This is a genomic window from Gilvimarinus polysaccharolyticus, from assembly GCF_001187555.1.
Lineage (GTDB): Bacteria > Pseudomonadota > Gammaproteobacteria > Pseudomonadales > Cellvibrionaceae > Gilvimarinus > Gilvimarinus polysaccharolyticus.
Genome location: NZ_LFIJ01000001.1, coordinates 1,698,981 through 1,716,605 on the forward strand (window position 1 = coordinate 1,698,981; position 17,625 = coordinate 1,716,605).

At 49.9% G+C, this 17,625-nt stretch carries 20 protein-coding genes and 1 tRNA gene; 5 read left to right on the forward strand and 16 right to left on the reverse strand.

Annotation, left to right across the window (positions count from 1 at the left end; translation table 11 throughout):
• Window positions 1-21: 21 nt before the first annotated feature.
• The 3 genes from rimM to GILYN3_RS07415 form a co-directional block, all read right to left on the reverse strand.
• On the reverse strand, window positions 22-561 hold the full coding sequence (gene rimM / locus GILYN3_RS07405; protein WP_049722247.1) for a ribosome maturation factor RimM: 540 nt from the start codon (window positions 559-561) through the stop codon (window positions 22-24).
• A gap of 11 nt (window positions 562-572) precedes the next feature.
• The gene (rpsP, locus tag GILYN3_RS07410; protein ID WP_049722248.1) at window positions 573-812 is read right to left on the reverse strand and encodes a 30S ribosomal protein S16; all 240 of its coding nucleotides are present in this window, start codon (window positions 810-812) and stop codon (window positions 573-575) included.
• 222 nt (window positions 813-1,034) lie between these two features.
• A complete protein-coding gene (locus GILYN3_RS07415; protein ID WP_049722249.1) occupies window positions 1,035-2,933 on the reverse strand; it encodes a beta-ketoacyl synthase in 1,899 nt (632 codons plus the stop codon).
• A 161-nt stretch (window positions 2,934-3,094) separates the two neighbouring features.
• On the opposite strand from GILYN3_RS07415, the gene GILYN3_RS07420 reads away from it, so the two are divergent.
• Window positions 3,095-4,096: a GlxA family transcriptional regulator gene (locus GILYN3_RS07420; protein WP_232305526.1), complete on the forward strand. Its 1,002-nt coding sequence runs from the start codon at window positions 3,095-3,097 to the stop codon at window positions 4,094-4,096.
• A 6-nt stretch (window positions 4,097-4,102) separates the two neighbouring features.
• Here the strand turns inward: GILYN3_RS07420 and GILYN3_RS07425 are convergent, their stop codons facing one another.
• The 3 genes from GILYN3_RS07425 to GILYN3_RS07435 form a co-directional block, all read right to left on the reverse strand.
• Window positions 4,103-4,765 (reverse strand): class I SAM-dependent methyltransferase, encoded by a 663-nt coding sequence (locus GILYN3_RS07425; protein ID WP_049722250.1) that lies wholly within the window; start codon window positions 4,763-4,765, stop codon window positions 4,103-4,105.
• Between the two features lie 118 nt (window positions 4,766-4,883).
• The gene (locus tag GILYN3_RS07430; protein ID WP_049722251.1) at window positions 4,884-5,366 is read right to left on the reverse strand and encodes an Hsp20 family protein; all 483 of its coding nucleotides are present in this window, start codon (window positions 5,364-5,366) and stop codon (window positions 4,884-4,886) included.
• Window positions 5,367-5,516: 150 nt separating this feature from the next.
• The gene (locus tag GILYN3_RS07435) at window positions 5,517-6,431 is read right to left on the reverse strand and encodes a TIGR01777 family oxidoreductase (protein ID WP_049722252.1); all 915 of its coding nucleotides are present in this window, start codon (window positions 6,429-6,431) and stop codon (window positions 5,517-5,519) included.
• 158 nt (window positions 6,432-6,589) lie between these two features.
• Between GILYN3_RS07435 and GILYN3_RS07440 the strand changes: the two genes are divergently transcribed.
• Window positions 6,590-7,015 carry a universal stress protein gene (locus tag GILYN3_RS07440; RefSeq protein ID WP_049722253.1) on the forward strand — a complete coding sequence of 142 codons (426 nt, stop codon included), beginning with the start codon at window positions 6,590-6,592 and terminating at the stop codon, window positions 7,013-7,015.
• Between the two features lie 70 nt (window positions 7,016-7,085).
• Here GILYN3_RS07440 and GILYN3_RS07445 read toward each other — a convergent pair whose 3' ends face one another.
• From GILYN3_RS07445 to thrS, 10 genes are all read right to left on the reverse strand, one after another.
• Complete coding sequence (locus GILYN3_RS07445) at window positions 7,086-7,829, reverse strand: SapC family protein (protein WP_049722254.1); 744 nt, start codon at window positions 7,827-7,829, stop codon at window positions 7,086-7,088.
• A gap of 229 nt (window positions 7,830-8,058) precedes the next feature.
• Window positions 8,059-8,135: transfer RNA gene (locus GILYN3_RS07450), tRNA-Pro, on the reverse strand.
• A gap of 145 nt (window positions 8,136-8,280) precedes the next feature.
• Window positions 8,281-8,640 (reverse strand): MerR family transcriptional regulator, encoded by a 360-nt coding sequence (locus GILYN3_RS07455; RefSeq protein ID WP_049722255.1) that lies wholly within the window; start codon window positions 8,638-8,640, stop codon window positions 8,281-8,283.
• On the reverse strand, window positions 8,621-8,929 hold the full coding sequence (ihfA, locus tag GILYN3_RS07460) for an integration host factor subunit alpha (protein WP_049722256.1): 309 nt from the start codon (window positions 8,927-8,929) through the stop codon (window positions 8,621-8,623). Before ihfA ends, GILYN3_RS07455 begins: the two co-directional genes overlap by 20 nt.
• Window positions 8,930-8,939: 10 nt before the next feature.
• Window positions 8,940-11,318, reverse strand: coding sequence for a phenylalanine--tRNA ligase subunit beta (gene pheT / locus GILYN3_RS07465; RefSeq protein ID WP_049722257.1), 2,379 nt, complete (start codon window positions 11,316-11,318; stop codon window positions 8,940-8,942).
• Window positions 11,319-11,427: 109 nt separating this feature from the next.
• Entirely contained in the window at window positions 11,428-12,465 is a 1,038-nt protein-coding gene (pheS, locus tag GILYN3_RS07470; protein WP_049722258.1) for a phenylalanine--tRNA ligase subunit alpha, read from the reverse strand.
• Window positions 12,466-12,611: 146 nt separating this feature from the next.
• Window positions 12,612-12,971: a 50S ribosomal protein L20 gene (rplT, locus tag GILYN3_RS07475; RefSeq protein ID WP_049722259.1), complete on the reverse strand. Its 360-nt coding sequence runs from the start codon at window positions 12,969-12,971 to the stop codon at window positions 12,612-12,614.
• A 31-nt stretch (window positions 12,972-13,002) separates the two neighbouring features.
• A complete protein-coding gene (rpmI, locus tag GILYN3_RS07480) occupies window positions 13,003-13,200 on the reverse strand; it encodes a 50S ribosomal protein L35 (RefSeq protein WP_049722260.1) in 198 nt (65 codons plus the stop codon).
• A 65-nt stretch (window positions 13,201-13,265) separates the two neighbouring features.
• Window positions 13,266-13,802 carry a translation initiation factor IF-3 gene (gene infC, locus GILYN3_RS07485; RefSeq protein WP_049722261.1) on the reverse strand — a complete coding sequence of 179 codons (537 nt, stop codon included), beginning with the start codon at window positions 13,800-13,802 and terminating at the stop codon, window positions 13,266-13,268.
• 20 nt (window positions 13,803-13,822) lie between these two features.
• Window positions 13,823-15,763: a threonine--tRNA ligase gene (gene thrS / locus GILYN3_RS07490; protein ID WP_049722262.1), complete on the reverse strand. Its 1,941-nt coding sequence runs from the start codon at window positions 15,761-15,763 to the stop codon at window positions 13,823-13,825.
• Window positions 15,764-15,916: 153 nt separating this feature from the next.
• Here thrS and GILYN3_RS07495 point away from each other — a divergent pair, with 153 nt between their 5' ends.
• The 3 genes from GILYN3_RS07495 (at window position 15,917) to GILYN3_RS07505 (ending at window position 17,584) form a co-directional block, all read left to right on the forward strand.
• Window positions 15,917-16,585, forward strand: a complete 669-nt coding sequence (locus GILYN3_RS07495; RefSeq protein WP_232305527.1) for an HvfX family Cu-binding RiPP maturation protein — start codon at window positions 15,917-15,919, stop codon at window positions 16,583-16,585.
• Window positions 16,586-16,730: 145 nt separating this feature from the next.
• A complete protein-coding gene (locus GILYN3_RS07500; RefSeq protein ID WP_232305528.1) occupies window positions 16,731-17,357 on the forward strand; it encodes an RNA polymerase sigma factor in 627 nt (208 codons plus the stop codon).
• Window positions 17,351-17,584, forward strand: coding sequence for a zf-HC2 domain-containing protein (locus tag GILYN3_RS07505; RefSeq protein ID WP_049722264.1), 234 nt, complete (start codon window positions 17,351-17,353; stop codon window positions 17,582-17,584). Before GILYN3_RS07500 ends, GILYN3_RS07505 begins: the two co-directional genes overlap by 7 nt.
• Window positions 17,585-17,625 lie beyond the last annotated feature (41 nt).

Here is a 17,625-nt window from a genome sequence, read left to right on the forward strand (position 1 = left end):
TGGGCTCCCACTGTGTCGGCCCTAGAAAGCTGGATCCCAGTCCACCTCTATGGTGTTTGTCGCCTCGTCGATGTGGGTAACAAACTGATCCGGTATATAGGGGATCAGCCGTTCGCGATCATCGATACTATTAGCATCGGGTGCGACTACCAGCACATCGTTAGCACCTGTTTCAATAAGCTTCTTAACGGTTCCAAGGCGGCTCTCGCCTCCTTCAAAACAGCTAATAACAGCCATATCTTGCAGCTGGTGCCAATAAAATTCGCCAGCGTCCAAAGACGGCAGCAAGTCACGCTCTACCGCAATCACACAGTTGGTGTACTGCGCCGCAAGGTCGCGATCATCCACATCTTTGATGTGAGCCACAAAACCTTTACCGTGTGCGCGATACTCATCTATCTCAAAGGTTTTAACGCCATGGGCGGTTTTAAGCCACCAAGGCGAATAGTCAAAAAGGTTCGTCGCGGGCTCGGTGAACGAGCGGATTTTTATCCACCCTTTAACACCAAACACGCCGGTTACCTGCCCGACATTAACCAGATTAGAAGTAACTGCTGACACCGGAGGAGTGATCAGGCGGCTTCTTTAACCAGCTTGGCAACGCGATCGCTCAGCTGAGCACCTTGGCCAATCCAGTGAGCGACACGCTCCTGATCAACACGCAGACGCTCTTCTTGGCCACGGGCGATAGGGTTAAAGAAACCTACACGCTCAATAAAACGACCATTACGGGCACTGCGACTGTTGGTTACGGTCAAGTGGTAAAAAGGACGCTTCTTAGAGCCACCACGTGACAGACGAATAGTTACCATTCTAGCTTTCCTGTAGTTTCATTGGCGTAAGCCTAGCTCACGCACGGTTTAAAAATTAGGTTCAACAGCGGATCAAGTCCACCGCGAAAGGCGCCGTATTCTAAGGGAAACGATTGCCATTGTATAGGGCTATTGTGCAGCTTTTACGCAACCCGAGCAGATCGGCGTTAACTCACGCAAAAAAATGTTTTTACAGCGTACCGATAGATCCTTAACGACCGCCTAAACCATATCCTCGAAGCGGTTAGCAATATCTAACGATACCGGCCTATCAAAGCCCGGCAGGTGCACACCGCTGGCATCAAAAGCCACCTTCGACTCATCGATCATACCCTCACCAAAACGATAAATCGTGGCAAAGTCGCCACGTAAGGCGGCATCATCGTAAGCTTGGGCGTTGGCGCGCACGGTTACCCTACGCGCCTTATACTCGGCAAATGTCTCCGTGCCATAGCGCTTGGCCAGCATTCGCTCAACCACACGCGGTGCCAATACGCTTGCGGTTGCGTTATTGCCGCCAAAACCCTTGGAGTTTAAAAAGGCAACATCAATACCCTGCTCGGGAGTAAAATCCGCCAGCGGGATATGCAAACGATCGCCATACACATCATCCGCTACGGCATCAATGGTTTTAACACCGGGGATAACCCCATACTTAAAAGTACCCAGGCAAGCCATCATTTGATCGGCACTGGCCGGTGAGAGCGAATGCCCTACATAAGCTTTAACCGCGGCTACAGGCCAATTCTGGATACCAAAATGTGCAGCCACTTGATCGAAAATTTGCGACTCTGTGACGCGATTTTGCGGGGTGCTTGAGCCGTGCGCATGCACCATAGAGCGCTCTCGTACCGCCTCATCGCCCACTATCGCGCGGGCCGCCGCCACGGCTTTGGCAAAAGTAATATGGTTGCCTGGTCCTGGGGCGGTAATAGACTTCTTGAAGCCGTCGGCATTAATAAAGACATCACTTACCGCACCGTGAATATCTGCACCGAGGGTTAATGCCAGCTCATCGTCCATCAAGACAATGTACTGCCCAGACTCTGCAATGGTAAACCCGCAGTTGTCGCCAAATGGACGACTTGAACGGCGCAGATCGGTGACGCTATCACCATCCAACTTTTGTAGCTTATCTTCGCTTGCCAATGCACCCATTGTCGCGTAACCGTCGATAACCTCTGGCAATATGGGCGCCTCGGCATTACCGACCACGGCTACGCGGCAACGGCCACTGGTAATATCTTCAACGGCTGAGCGCAGATTGTATAAAAAAGAAGCACAAGCGCCGGCATTGGCACTCGTATGACCAACGCTGCCTAAAATATAAGCATTTACAAAGTCGGCCACCATGCTATTGAGCCCCAACGGGCACTGCTTGGTACTCACCCGGCCACCGCGTAAACGCGATTGCAGCAACCCGCCAAAACCGTCCTCATCTAGCTGACTCATAACGTTACTGGCGTATACACCCACTTGATCGGGGTTAATCTGGGCAACAATATCCGCCCAATCAATACCGATAGAACGCACTGCATCAGAGGCGGAGATTACCGCCAATTGCAGCGCGCGAGGATGAAACCGAGCATTGTATAAATCTGCAGGTTTAAATCCTTGCGGTAATTGTCCCGCCGACTTAACCGGGCAATCGCGATAACTGTCGATCTTAACGTCAACCGCGCCCGTTACCTCTACAGTCACTCGCCGCGCATCCAGCTCTGTCACCTGCCAATTAAGCGGCAAGGGCTCGGGCAACTCACGCGCCCTTATGACAAAACGCTGATTATTATTCTCGGGATTTAGGCTGACAGCCTTTTGCCAATGCACACTATCAACATCAAAAAACGCTGGATCGATACGGCGAATTAAACTGCCAGCTAAGACATCCGGACCAAATCTTGTTTCAATTTCGGCTCGTGTCAACGACTGACCGTCAAGGTCTTGCCATTTACCGGCGACAAAACGCACAAAGCCCATCATCACCGCCAAACCCGCCAAAGTCTCTTGGCGCATATCGTCGTTTAAGCTCTCAATGATCATTCGCTTAAAAGCGTGATGACCTGAGCTGCGTCCAGCGGCGTTAAATCCACCAAACCCAACAATAACCGGCAAGCGCGACATAGCGTTCTCCAAAACCATTTACAAGAAAGATATTACGAAGCGCGGAGTGTAGAAGTAATGCATAACGACGGTCACAGTCATACCGGCCAAATATTATGGTATTCTAGCCAAACTGTCGTTATTGCACCGCTAAACTTTAAATCACACTATTTGGCCTACCCATGACGGACAACATCACCCAAATTACTTTTGTTTTGTCAGAGCAGATGCTTACCACTGGCACCACACTGCCGCTAGAAATGCTGCAAACAGCCCAGCTAGCAAAACATCAATCGACTCAAGCCGCGCACGTCAACCTTATGATGCGCACTGCTGTAGCGCCGGGCACGCAGCTACCCAAACCAACAGGAATGCGCTGGACGCCCGATGTAACTCTGTCCGAGGCCACCCACAACGATATCATTTACTTGCCTGCCCTATGGCGCAACCCTCGTCCGGTATTGCGTCGTGCTGGAGCACTCATTGAATGGTTAAAAGAGCAGCACCATAACGGCGCGACCATTTGTGGTGTTGGCACCGGCTGCTGTTTTTTAGCTGAGGCCGGATTACTTGACGACAAAGTTGCCACAACTCACTGGCATTACTTTGATCAATTTCAAAAAAGTTACCCTAACGTGCAACTCAAGCGACAACATTTTATTACTCAAGCTGGCAACCTATATTGTGCCGCCAGTGTGAACTCGCTGGCAGATCTAACCGTATATTTTATTCAACGCTTGATGGGCAAGACCGTCGCCAGCCATGTAGAACGTCACTTTTCTCACGAGATTCGGCGCTCTTATGAAAGCTCGGCATTTTACGAAGACACCCGTCACCCACATCCCGATGAAACAATCGTACAGATCCAGCTGTGGATACACGACAATTACTCTCGCGTCATTACAGTTGCCGACTTAGCGCGGCGTTTTGGCATGAGCACACGAACACTCAACCGGCGCTTCAAACATGCGACCGACACTACACCGCTGGCGTACTTACGAGAAATCAGAATAAGAATTGCGCGCGAATTATTAAAGACCAGCAACTTGGCCATCGTCGAAATTGCCGATAAAGCCGGATACCAAGATAGCGCTTATTTCTCTGAACTATTCAAACAACAACTAGGCACCACACCTAGCGCTTACCGCGAGATGGTACGGGCGAAGCTGTTTCGCACTGATTAAAATCTATTAAGTTTTATTTTTTGTAAGAAACACGACATCGTCCGCCATAAATTCAAGTGTTGCATTAAACCTTTCGGCTAAGAACTCAAATGTTTGACGAGAGAAAAAGCACACATGAGTTTGATCATTTTTATAATGCCAGCGAGAAAACGCATCGGCATCTAATGCAAGCTTAGTCATAATAGCCAACACTCCCGTGTCGACCAAACAATCCCACAATTGGGCCAGCTGTAATTGCGGGTCATGTAAATGCTCCACCACCTCAGTTGCGGTAATGAAGTCATACTGTGCGCCAAGCACGGCCCTGTCGGGGACATAAAAAACATCGTAAAGCGCTACAGAGAACCCTGCCTCTTGCAGCATAACGGATAATGTTGGGCCCGGCCCACAACCAAAGTCCAGCCCTTTAGCTGCAGGTGCTAAGCGCGCCACTAACGGCTCGTAAAGACGACCAAGAAAACGTCGATAACCCAAATCATTCGACTGATTGTCGTGCAGATCATACTCAGCTCGCTCTTGCTTAGCTGTTAGATGAAACTCTGGAGGGACAAAAATAAGGTAGCAACAAGAGCAACGTAGATACACGCGTCGCGAGTCGCGATAAAACCACGCCCCCTCATTACTGGGACAATCGGTAGAACAAAGCGGGCAGCGCTGCAACTGAGGCATAAAAACCAATCTAAATAAAAAATACTGACACAATCCGTAAAAACAAAAAACGCCGGCTATACCGGCGTTTTTTTGTTAGGGAATCTGACTGGGAATCCTAACGTCATTCAGCTACCAATCATGCCGCCTCTACGCTTTGCTTTTGATCGGAATCACGCTCCACCGCGACACGTTTAACGCCATCCGCAATATCAATTGTGCGGGGCTTTATTGCTTCGGGTAGTTCGCGCACCAAATCAACATGCAACAGTCCATTCTCTACCGCTGCAGATTCGACTCGCACGTGATCGGCCAATTGAAATCGACGCTCAAAGTTACGCGCGGCAATCCCTTGATGCAGGTAAGTACGCGACTTATCGTCCGTACCTTTGTTGCCCGACACGGTCAGGTTATTCTGGTTTACTTCAATGTTTAACTCGGCGCGATCGAAACCTGCCACAGCCATAGAAATTCGATAGTGATCTTCGCCCGTCAACTCAATATTATAAGGCGGATAACTGGGCTGGCTTTGCTCATTACGAGACAGACTGTCGAGCAGGCCGGCAACGCGATCAAAACCAATAGAAGAACGATACAGGGGAGTTAAATCAAAATTACGCATAACTATATCCTCAAATTTGAGCAATATTTAACATATGCCTACCCTTCGGGTCAGGCGATCATTGCACCTCTCTTTTGAGCAGGTACAACTGATATATAAGGTCTACTTTTTACATTACAAGGTATAAAATCAATTTTTATTTTTTTAATTTTACACGCTTGCTTTTAACGCTTCGAGCAACTGCGGATAGCGATAAACAAATCCGCCCCCAAGCGCAATTCGCGGCACTACTTTATTACTATTCAGCAATAACTCTTGCGCCGCTTGGCCTAATAATATGTTAAGTAGCCAACGAGGAGCATTTAAAAACGCTGGACGATTTAACACCTCAGCCAACTGCCGACTAAACTCCCGATTACGCACAGGATTGGGTGCAACCGCATTAATAGGCCCCGCAATATCATCTTGTCCCAACAACCAAATAATCATCGACACCAAATCTTGCCGATGAATCCAACTCATCCATTGCTCACCTCCCGCAATCGGCCCGCCTAAACCGAGCTTAAAAGCCGGCAACATGGAACCCAGAGCACCGCCGCCCTGCGCCAATACAACTCCGGCTCGTAGCAAGCAGACTCTAGAGCCTCGCTCAGAAAAAAGCATCGCCTGACGCTCCCAATCGCAACACAAATCTGCGGCAAACCCCACACCTTGACTGCCATGCTCATCCGCTTCGACCTCAGCGGTATCACCGTAATAACCCACAGCACTGCCACTGACAAACACCTTAGGAGGGCTTTGCACGGCAAGCTGGGCCATTAATTTTTGAGTAAAGGCAATACGACTATCCCGAATAGTTTGGCGCCGACTCACGCCCCAACGGCCAAGTACGGCAGCACCGGCCAAATTAATTACCGCATCAAAACCCGCGCAGCTAGATAGGTCAGTGAAATCCGTCAGCGATACATCTAGACTATAGAGCTTACGCTCGGCTTTTTCTCGATCACGCGTCACTACCGTCACCTTTGCCCCAGCTTGGCTCAAACTCCGGCACAAGGCCTGACCGATAAACCCAGTGCCTCCGGTAACCAATATATTGCTTTGCGGTAAATCTATGGCACCCATACAGCCTCCCTCAACAACTTAAATATGATGGTAACCTTTTATAGATACGCAGATCACAAGCTACGGTTCACTCTGCACTAAAGCAAGACACATAAATAGCCATGGCGTTAGCTTCAGGTTAAGCTTACAAGACACATAAGACATGTGAAGGAGCAAGTATGACAGGCTATAAGCACATCTTAATTGCAGTCGATCTTGAAGTAGGAGGCACACAGTTATTAACCAAGGCACAAGCCTTAACAGACACAGCCCAGATACATCTCATACACGTAGAAGATCACCCGGTAACAGGCTATGGCGATGCCACCGGCCACAACCATAGCGTTAACGAGGTACAAATACGCCAAACCATATACCCAAAACTTGCCGCGTTGGCGGATAGCCACAATATACCGCACCAAAACCTGCACATTACATTTGGCGACCCAGCCCACGAAGTACATCAACTGGCCAAACTACTGGATATAGATTTAATTATTACCGGCAGTCACGGCAAGCATGGACTAAAGCATTTATTAAGCTCAACGTCGAGCAGTATTCACAGCGGCGCCAAGTGCGATGTACTGTCGATTTACACAGGCTAAGCCCAATAGACAACCACAAAAAAGCCGACACAAGTGTCGGCTTTTTTGTGGCAAGGTTTAAAAGTATCGCCTAACTTGCAAGCTTTGCGCTTTTAAACTCAACCAAACGGTTCAAGTTGCTCAACGATTGTAAGTGAGCATAAATCAACTCCAAGCCATCTTTCTTAAACAGCTCCAATATTTTGTCATCGCCCAGCGCTTTAAGCTTTTCACGCTTAACAGTATAAAATCCTTTAATGCTCATATTGTTGTCAGCATTGCCGTTAAACTCGATGTTTGCCTGCATTGGCTCGAGCAGATCCAAATCTTTCAGCATTTTACAAAACGTTTTGGTCATTTCTGCACGGTATTGATAGTCCTGCAAGAAGTTCAGCACTTCTTTCAAGTGGTCTGTTTGCTCGCCATTATCATCAAACAAACGCTGCCCTTTACTGCCATCAGCAATCAAAGCTTTACTGCCTTCATCTATGCACAAAGTCAGATTTTCCGAATCCTTACCGCCGGCAAAGACAAACGGGTAACGACGAATAAACGCTGGGATATAGCGGGCGTTAATACGGCCGTCGTCAGTCAGCATCAGGTTTTCACCTTGTTTTACGCCCATCACCGCCAACGGCGTGTGATCGCCTTCAGCATTAGGCGCCGAGAAAATAACGGCATATTCGGCTGAGGCAAACGGGATCTCTGTGGCCAGTAATGGCGAGGTGGCCATCTCTGAGATAAAGTCGTACGAATTAACACTCACCGACAACTTACGGTGTTTATCACTAGTTAAAGGCTGGATATCGTTGTAAATCATTAACTGCTTGGTCACGTGAATACTCCGTTGTTATTGTAGCGCCCTATCAGGTCCGCAGATCAAAAAATTAGGCGCACATAATAGCATTTTAGTAAGTCACTGCCACCCTATAACGGCCATTGCTGATTCTTGGGGGCGATTGACGTAAATACAAGGGCAAATTATTCAAGGCGAAAAAACTGCCTTTAATTTAACGTGCGGAGAAGCAAAGATAAGGGGGTAATGAAGAACTAGAGAAGAAAAATGGTCGGAACGGCGGGATTCGAACCCACGACCACTACACCCCCAGTGTAGTGCGCTACCAGGCTGCGCTACGTTCCGATGGTCGGAGCATGCTTACTCCGAGAGGTGGGCATAATACCGGATTTTTTTAAGATTGCAACAGACAATGTTATGACCTAGCGATGCCGTGCCAGGGCATTTACTCACGACACAAAAATGTAAGGTTTAACGGTAGTGGTTTGATTTACTTAGTATTTAAGACTTCTAGCAGTTGTTCGAGCTCAGCAATCATTTGATTAACCAGCTGGCTAAAATGACTCGAGTCTTGCTGTGCAACCTCGCCGCTCATTTGTTGCCGCGCACCACCAATAGTAAAGCCTTGATCGTATAAAAGTGCACGGATCTGGCGAATAGTAAGCACATCGGTACGCTGATAATAACGACGATTGCCCCGACGCTTAACAGGCTTAAGCTGAGGAAACTCTTGCTCCCAATAACGCAACACATGAGGCTTTACCGCGCATAGCTCGCTGACCTCACCAATAGTGAAGTAACGCTTACCAGGTATAACCGGCAACTCATCGTTATGGCTTGGTTCCAGCATATGTCTCTACTCGTGCCTTCAGTTTCTGTCCGGGCCTAAAAGTAACCACCCGTCGAGCACTAATGGGAATTTCTTCACCGGTTTTTGGGTTGCGACCCGGACGCTGACTTTTATCGCGCAAATCAAAATTGCCAAAGCCTGACAATTTAACTTGTTCGTTTGATTCTAATGAACCACGAATTTCTTCAAAAAACAGCTCTACTAACTCTTTGGCCTCACGCTTGTTGAGGCCAAGTTCTTCGTAGAGCTTTTCCGCTAAATCCGCTTTAGTCAGCGCGCCGTTGGGCATCGGTTGTTGCCTATCTCAGGGTTGCACCATATTGGTTTTGCAGATGATCGACCACCTGCCCGACAAATCCATTGATTTCATCATCCGTAAGAGTGCGTGAAGGATCTTGAAACGTCAAGCCCAAGGCGACACTTTTTCTTTGTGGATCAATGCCTTTGCCCATATACAGGTCAAAAACCTTTAAGTCAGACAAGCACTCACCTGCTTTTAACCTTACGCCATCGAGCAGGCTATCAACCGGCAGATCTCGATCCACCAACAAGGCTAAATCGCGCCGATTAGCAGGAAAGCGTGACAGCGGTGTAAAGCTTGGCACTCTCGCCACAAGCAGTGATTTAAGCTCCAACTCAAACACAAACACTCCCGCCGGAATATCTAGCTCTTGTTGCAGCGCCGGATGTATGGCACCAACGTAGCCAATCACCTGATCCGCCACTACCACCTCAGCACACTGCCCTGGGTGCAAAGCCGGGTGCTTGCCGGCGCGAAAGCTAAAGTCATGTGAAAGGCCAGTTTGTGCCAGCAGCGACTCGACATCGCCTTTTAGGTCAAAAAAGTCGACATCGCGTGATTCATTGCTCCAACTTTCAGCCGCTAAAGGTCCGTATACCAAACCCGCCAGTGTTGGCTGCTGATCTACCCCATTGCTGCCAGGAATAAAGCGCTGGCCACTTTCAAACAACCGTAAACGGCTCTGCTGACGGTTGAGGTTATAGCGCAAGGTTGTCACCAACCCAGGCAATAAGGTCGTCCGCATAACGGCCATATCGGCGCTAATGGGATTTTTTAATGCAATAGGCGCCAGCTCGGGATCAAATCGGGCATTGTCGGCCGGGTCGATGAAGCTGTAGGTCACGATCTCTTGGTAGTCACGGCTAATCAGGTGGCGACGCAATTGCGCCAACGGCAAGCGCGACTCAGTGTGTGCCTTAATGGCCATGGGTGAATCGGGGACACGGGTTGGCAAACGGTTATAACCGTAAATACGCGCCAACTCTTCGAGTAGGTCAGCCTCGATATCAATATCAAAGCGCCAGCTAGGTACCCGTAACTGCCAGCCGTCGTCGGTGCGTTTGTCGACCTCCAAACCTAGTCGAGTCAAGATATCCTCAATAGTTTCAGCATCTAGATCAATGTGCAGGCCACTGGCTATACGCTCGTGACGCAAAGTAACCACTTGCACACTCGGAAGCTCTGGGGTCACTTCTTCGATCACGGGGCCCGCCTCACCACCAACAATAGCCAACAATAGCTCAGTGGCACGCTCAATCGCATCACGCTGCAGCTGGTAATCTACGCCGCGCTCAAAGCGATGCGAGGAATCCGTGTGCAGGCCATAGTTACGCGCCCGCCCGGCAATCGCCAGCGGATGAAAAAAGGCGCTCTCTAACAAAATATCTTGCGTGGCGTGGGTAACAGAGCTGTTTAAGCCGCCCATAATACCGGCCATCGCCAACGGCGCTTGGCCATCAGCAATCACCAAGGTGCCAGCCTGTAAGGTAATCTCTTGCTCATCGAGCAACGTTAATGTTTCGCCCTCGCGCGCGTCACGCACGACAATACCGCCATCGATTTTAGCCAAATCAAAAGCGTGCATCGGTTGGCCCAACTCAAGCAACACGTAGTTAGTGACATCGACGACCGCATCAATCAAGCGCACTCCCGAACGGCGTAGCTTTTCTTGCAGCCACAAGGGGCTAGGGGCACTGACATCAATATTGCGAATTACACGGCCAACATAGCGACTACAAGCCTCAGGGGCCTGCAAAGCAACCGCTACGGTATCGGTAATCGCAGCCGCGACCGGGCTTACAACCACCGGATTAACGCCTAACCGGTTAATCACACCCAACTCACGCGCCAAACCACGCACACTTAAGCAATCGCCACGATTGGGAGTAATATCCACCTCAATCAAGGTGTCATTTAAATTTAAGTAATCACGTAAATCCTGCCCGACCGGCGCATCGGCGGCTAGCTCCCACAGGCCGGTATCATCATCCCCAGCCTCGAGCTCGGTCTGACCGCACAACATGCCAAACGATTCGACACCGCGCAGCTTAGCTTTTTTGATTTTAAAGTCACCCGGCAATTGCGCGCCCACAGTCGCAAAAGGGATTTTTAACCCAGCGCGAGCATTGGGTGCACCGCAAACCACTTGTATCTCACCGCCATCGGGATGGCCTGCGACCTGACAAACCCGTAACTTGTCGGCATCGGGATGTTGTTCAATTGCGACGATCTCACCAACCACAACACCACTAAAAGCGCCAGCTACCGGCTCAGTGGCGTCCACTTCGATCCCTGCCATAGTGAGCTGCTCGACCAAAGTCGCAACACTCACCTCAGGGTTGATCCACTCGCGCAACCAGGATTCACTTACTTTCATAGTTCAATCTCTTTCGGCCTGTGGGGCCTGTCTATTTGTTTCGGGCGGCTTATTGAGCAGCTTTGTGTGAACGCTCTAAATATCGCTACATTAAGGGGCGTTCAGCCAATTAAAATTGCTGCAAGAACTTAACGTCGTTTTCAAAAAACAAACGCAAATCATTTACGCCATAACGCAGCATCGCCATACGCTCCACACCAATACCAAAGGCAAAGCCCGAGTAAGTTTCCGGATCAATACCAGAGGCGTCAAAAACATTCGGGTGTACCATGCCGCAGCCCATAATCTCAATCCAACCCGTATGTTTGCACACCCGGCAACCTTTACCGTGGCACTGGGTACAGCCAATATCGACTTCGGCCGACGGCTCGGTAAAAGGAAAGTACGATGGTCTAAAACGCACCGGCGCATCGACCTCAAAAAAGGCCTTTAAAAATTGATCAACCGTACCCTTTAAGTCGGCAAAGCTGATGTTTTTATCCACCACCAAACCTTCTACCTGATGAAACATCGGCGTATGGGTTAAATCAGAATCGCAACGATAAACTCGGCCAGGGCAAATAATACGGATCGGCGGCTCGGTGGTTTCCATCACCCGTACCTGTACAGGTGATGTATGCGTGCGCAGCACATAGCTACCACCGCTGGTAGCAAACGGCTTTTCATCGACATAAAAGGTGTCGTGCATAGCGCGCGCGGGATGATGCGCGGGGATATTCAGCGCTTCAAAATTGTGGTGATCGTCTTCGATCTCGGGGCCTTCAGCGACTTCGTAGCCTACCTGGGCAAATATTTCGGCTATCCGATCAAGAGTGCGCGTCACTGGGTGCAAACCACCTAGCTCACTGGCACGCCCCGGTAGCGTAACGTCTACGGTCTGCTCCGCAAGCTGAGCTTCGATCGCAGCGCGCTCAAACTGAGCTTTGATTTTATTGATCCGATCTTGCACCTGCTGCTTGGCCTCATTGATCAAGGCGCCAGCTTTAGGACGCTCGTCAGCGGCAAGTTTGCCGAGCATTTTAGCCTGAGCACTGATACTGCCTTTTTTACCCAGATATTCAACACGGACTTTATCCAGTGCGGCAAGGTCTTCGGCATTATCAACTAAATTAAGCGCTTGCTCGGTCAGCGCAGCGAGATTTTCCATCGCAAATTCCAGTATTTAGCGTGTGAACCGCCGTGTGCAGGCACAGCGAACATCAAATAGCGCAAATAAAAAAAGGGAGGCCCATAACAGCCCTCCCCTCTATCGCTTAGTGGCGCGGGCACAAAGGCCCACACTGCAAGCGGTACTTAAGCGGTCAGGGCTGACTTAGCCTGAGCCACTACAGCTGCAAAAGCTGCTTTATCGTAAACCGCTAGATCAGCTAGTACACGACGGTCCAAAGCGATGTTAGCTTTCTTAAGGCCGGCAATAAGCTGGCTGTAAGTCATGCCTTCAGCGCGAGACTGAGCGTTGATACGAGTGATCCACAAAGCGCGGAAGTTACGCTTGTTAACGCGACGGTCGCGGTAAGCGTACTGACCTGCTTTGATAACGGCTTGCTTGGCAACACGAAAAACTCGTGAACGAGCACCGTAATAACCTTTTGCTGCTTTTAAAACTTTCTTGTGACGACGACGCGCCTCTACACCACGTTTAACACGGGCCATAATGAACTCCTAATTATCCGAATTTAACCAATTACTTGGCGCGAAGCATACGATCAACAGCTGGGACATCAACAGCTTTCAGAATGCTGGTGCCACGCAGTTGACGCTTGCGCTTAGTGGTCATTTTGGTAAGGATGTGGCTCTTGTTAGCGTGTTTGTGCTTATAGCCTGCCGCCGTTTTTTTAAAGCGCTTGGCTGCGCCACTATGTACTTTAGCTTTTGTTGCCATGAGATAAACTCCGCATTTGCAATAATATTAATATTCAGTCATTAAGGCAGCTAAAAGCCCAACAACTATCTCTTTTTCGGGGCCATGACCATAATCAGTTGGCGACCTTCCATTTTAGGCCGTTGCTCCACTGTTGCCAGTTCCTCAAGGTCTTTCTCGATGCGTAGCATCACGTCCATCCCGAGTTCTTGGTGAGCCATTTCACGACCGCGGTATCTAAGTGATACTTTGGCCTTGTCCCCGTTTTCAAGGAAACGTATCAGGTTGCGTAGTTTTACCTGATAATCTCCATCTTCCGTCCCTGGACGAAACTTCATTTCTTTAATCTGTTGCTGCTTTTGTTTCTTTTTAGCCGCGGCCTTGGTTTTCTTTAGTTCAAACAGGTGCTTGCCGTAGTCCATAACCTTACAGACAATCGGCGCACTATCAGCCGCTATCTCGACCAGATCCAAAGAGGCCTCTTGGGCGATTTTTAAGGCCTCATCCAGCGGGACAATCCCCACTTGCTCACCGTCGGCACCAATTAGACGAACTTCGCTCGCTTCAATTTGGTCGTTAATACGGGCTTTCTTGGATTTGCCTTTAGCGTTATCTCGTTTGATAGTGTCTTTCTCCTATTTGATTAATCTTGCAAGTCGGAAGCTGCCACGCGACTACGATTGGCGATATCGGCATTCAGATGTTCACTGAAGGCTTCCAGACTCATTACACCCAGATCTTGACCGTCACGGGTACGGACGGCTACTTGGTTAGATTCGACCTCTTTGTCACCAATGACTAAAAGATACGGAACCCGCTGAATTGTGTGCTCGCGGATTTTAAAGCCGATTTTCTCGTTTCTCAAGTCCGATATTGCTCTAAACCCACTATTTGACAGGGTTTTTGCAACTTTCTGCACATATTCGGCCTGATTGTCCGTAATATTGGCAATCACGACCTGAACCGGCGCCAACCAAGAGGGAAATGCGCCCTCGTAGTTTTCGATCAAAATGCCGATAAAGCGCTCGAAGGAGCCAAGAATAGCACGGTGCAGCATCACCGGCACCTGGCGTGAACCATCTTCGGCCACATATTGCGCATCAAGCCGGCCCGGCATCGAGAAATCCACCTGGACTGTGCCGCACTGCCAAACCCGATCAAGACAATCTTTGAGCGAGAACTCAATCTTAGGGCCATAAAAAGCCCCCTCCCCCGGCAGCAACTTATACTCTAAACCTTTGGCGTCTAACGCATCGGCCAACGCTTTCTCAGCACGATCCCAATCTTCATCACTGCCCACCCGTTGCTCAGGGCGCGTCGACAGACGAATAATAACCTCGTTAAAACCAAAGTCTGCGTACACTTGATACAGCAGGTCGGTAAACACCGACACTTCGTCCTGAATCGCCGCTTCGGCACAAAAGATATGGGCATCATCCTGAGTAAAGCCACGTACCCGCATAATACCGTGCAGCGAGCCCGAGGCCTCATTGCGGTGACATGAGCCAAACTCCGCAAGACGTAATGGTAAATCGCGATAGCTGCGCAAGCCTTGATTGAACACCTGTACATGACAAGGACAGTTCATCGGCTTAACCGCAAATTCGCGATCTTCTGACTTCAGCATAAACATATCATCGCCAAACTTATCGGCGTGACCAGATTTTTTCCATAAGCTCAAATCCACTATTTGCGGTGTCTTGATCTCTTGGTAGCCGTTGTCGCGCTGCACTTTGCGCATGTACTCTTCGATCGCGGTGTACACTGACCAGCCTTTAGGGTGCCAAAACACCATACCTGGGGCTTCTTCTTGCATATGAAACAAGTCAAACTTTTTGGCCAGTTTACGGTGATCGCGCTTTTCTGCCTCTTCTAGGCGATGCAAATAGGCTTTTAGCTCTTTTTTGTCATTCCAGGCCGTGCCGTACACACGCTGCAACTGAGTATTGTTGGCATCACCGCGCCAATAAGCACCCGACACACGCATCAGCTTAAAGTGACGCATCACGCGGGTATTGGGTACATGTGGGCCGCGGCACATATCCACGTATTCTTCATGGTGATACAAGCCTACAGCCTGCTCACCGGCTGCAATCAAGCCATCAATCAGCTCTACTTTATAGCTTTCGTTACGGCCCTCAAATAACTTACGGGCGTCCGCAATCGGCGTCATTTTTTTAACGACGTCGTAATCTGTTTTAACTAAATCTTTGATACGTTTCTCGATGGCGGCCAGATCTTCTGGCGTCAAGGTGCGCTCATACTCGATATCGTAATAAAAACCGTTATCGATCACCGGGCCAATAGCCATTTTCGCCTCGGGATACAACTGCTTAATAGCGTGTCCCACCAAGTGCGCAAATGAGTGGCGGATCACCTCTAGGCCTTCTTCATCGCGGCCGGTAATCAAGCTAATAGCCACGTCGCGGTCAATCACTTCACAGGCGTCAACCAACTCACCGTCAATACGGCCGCACACGGTGGCCTTGGCCAAACCGGGGCCTATATCTTCAGCAACCTGCAATAACGTGACGGGTTGAGCGAACTCGCGAGTAGAACCATCGGGGAGTGTAATAACTGGCATTTTGCTTCCTTTTCAGTGGTGACCCTTACCAAAGGCCACTTGTGGTTAATCTGGACACTTAGCATGCCCACGTAAATTAGGGCGGCAGTATATAAAACCCACAGCCAATACGCTACTGCCGCTGTAACATTCGCTCGCCTCGGGCGTCATTAAATGGCACACATCTGTGCTCATCAACGACAGGACGACCAAATGGACGCAAGCAAGCTACTGATACACACCACCAACTCACTGAACAGTGCCTTTGCTCGGACCGACGCAATTGCGGGGCTCGCCTTGCGTTTGTATCTGGCACCTGTGTTCTTGATGGCCGGTACAAGTAAACTAAGCCACTTTGCCGATACCGCTTTGTGGTTTGGCAACGAAGACTGGGGCTTAGGCCTGCCGTTCCCTACACTATTGACAGCCCTGGCAATAGCCGCCGAGCTGGGCGGCGCCATACTGCTAACGTTAGGCCTTGCTACTCGAGCCATTGCCATTCCCTTAATTGTCACGATGTTGGTGGCCATTTTTGCCGTGCATATCGATTATGGCTGGCAGGCAATCGCGGATTCAAGCGCGCCTTTTGCCAACGTTCGAGTAGATGAGGCCACGACTAAACTGGCCCGCGCCACCCGTATTTTGCAAGAGCACGGCCGTTACGAGTGGTTAACCTCTAGCGGTAAATTTGTGGTGCTAAACAATGGCATTGAGTTTGCCGCAACTTATCTGGTGATGCTGCTAGCTCTGCTCGCCTACGGCCCTGGCCGTTACCTGAGTCTTGACTACTGGATTAAACGCCGCCTGATGGCCGGGCACACAACGCCTCCCACAAACGTTTAACCACATCTTGGACACTACTATCGTGTTATATTTTACATTCAACACTACAGCTCTCTCTATGCCCCTCAGCGGGGGCTGGATTGCGGTATTACAAGGCAACGTCCTATACCGGGCCGCCACCAACCACAAAGGCAGGTTTCCCCCTTTGAGCGTCCCTATTACCCCATCGAGCAGTGATGAACTGCTTGTCAGTGCAGCCCAGCAAGGCAACGAAGCGGCCTTAGTGGAGCTAATCAATCGTCATCAAACACTGCTGCTCGCGGTTGCGCGCGCCATAGTCGGAGCCACCCACGCCGAGGATACCGTGCAAGAAGCTTGGCTCTCAGTGTACCGCTGCCTAGCAACATTTGAAGGCCGCTCGAGCTTTAAAACTTGGGTGGTACGGATCGTCAGTAACGAGGCTAAAACTCGTCTACGACGCGATTCACGGCTAGTGTCAGTGGACGAGTCCGAATTCGAGCAGCCTGACACCGACACGCAAAACTTTAACGCTCGCGGCCACTGGAGCAACCCACCGACTCGCTGGAGCAATGAGTCACCCGATGCCCTATTAGAGGAGCAACAATTACAGCGCTGCATCAACAAAACCCTAAACGTACTGCCCGAGCGGCAAAAGGCCGCCTTTTTACTGCGCGATTTAGAGCACCAGCCCTTAGAAGACATCGCCGAGCTACTGGGCATTAGTAATGCCAATGTGCGCGTCTTACTCCACCGTGCACGTCTCACACTAATGCAGGTAGTCAATCACTACCAGGAGACTGGACAATGCTAAATTGCCGTGAGATCACTCAACAGGCCAGCGCCTACCTTGATAATCGCGACGAGCCTGAGCGCAAGCCCGACCTGCAATTTCGCTTACATCTAATGCTTTGCCGCCACTGCCGTCGATTTATTCGCCAGCTACACAGTGCCCGAGTACTGGCGGCAAAGGTCCAAAGCGAACAGCAACGTACAGAGCAAGGCGATCAAACATTAGCCCGCCTAAAACGCCGCAATTAACCCCTAAACTAGAGCCAATTCGGCCACTCAGCGGGCTTTAT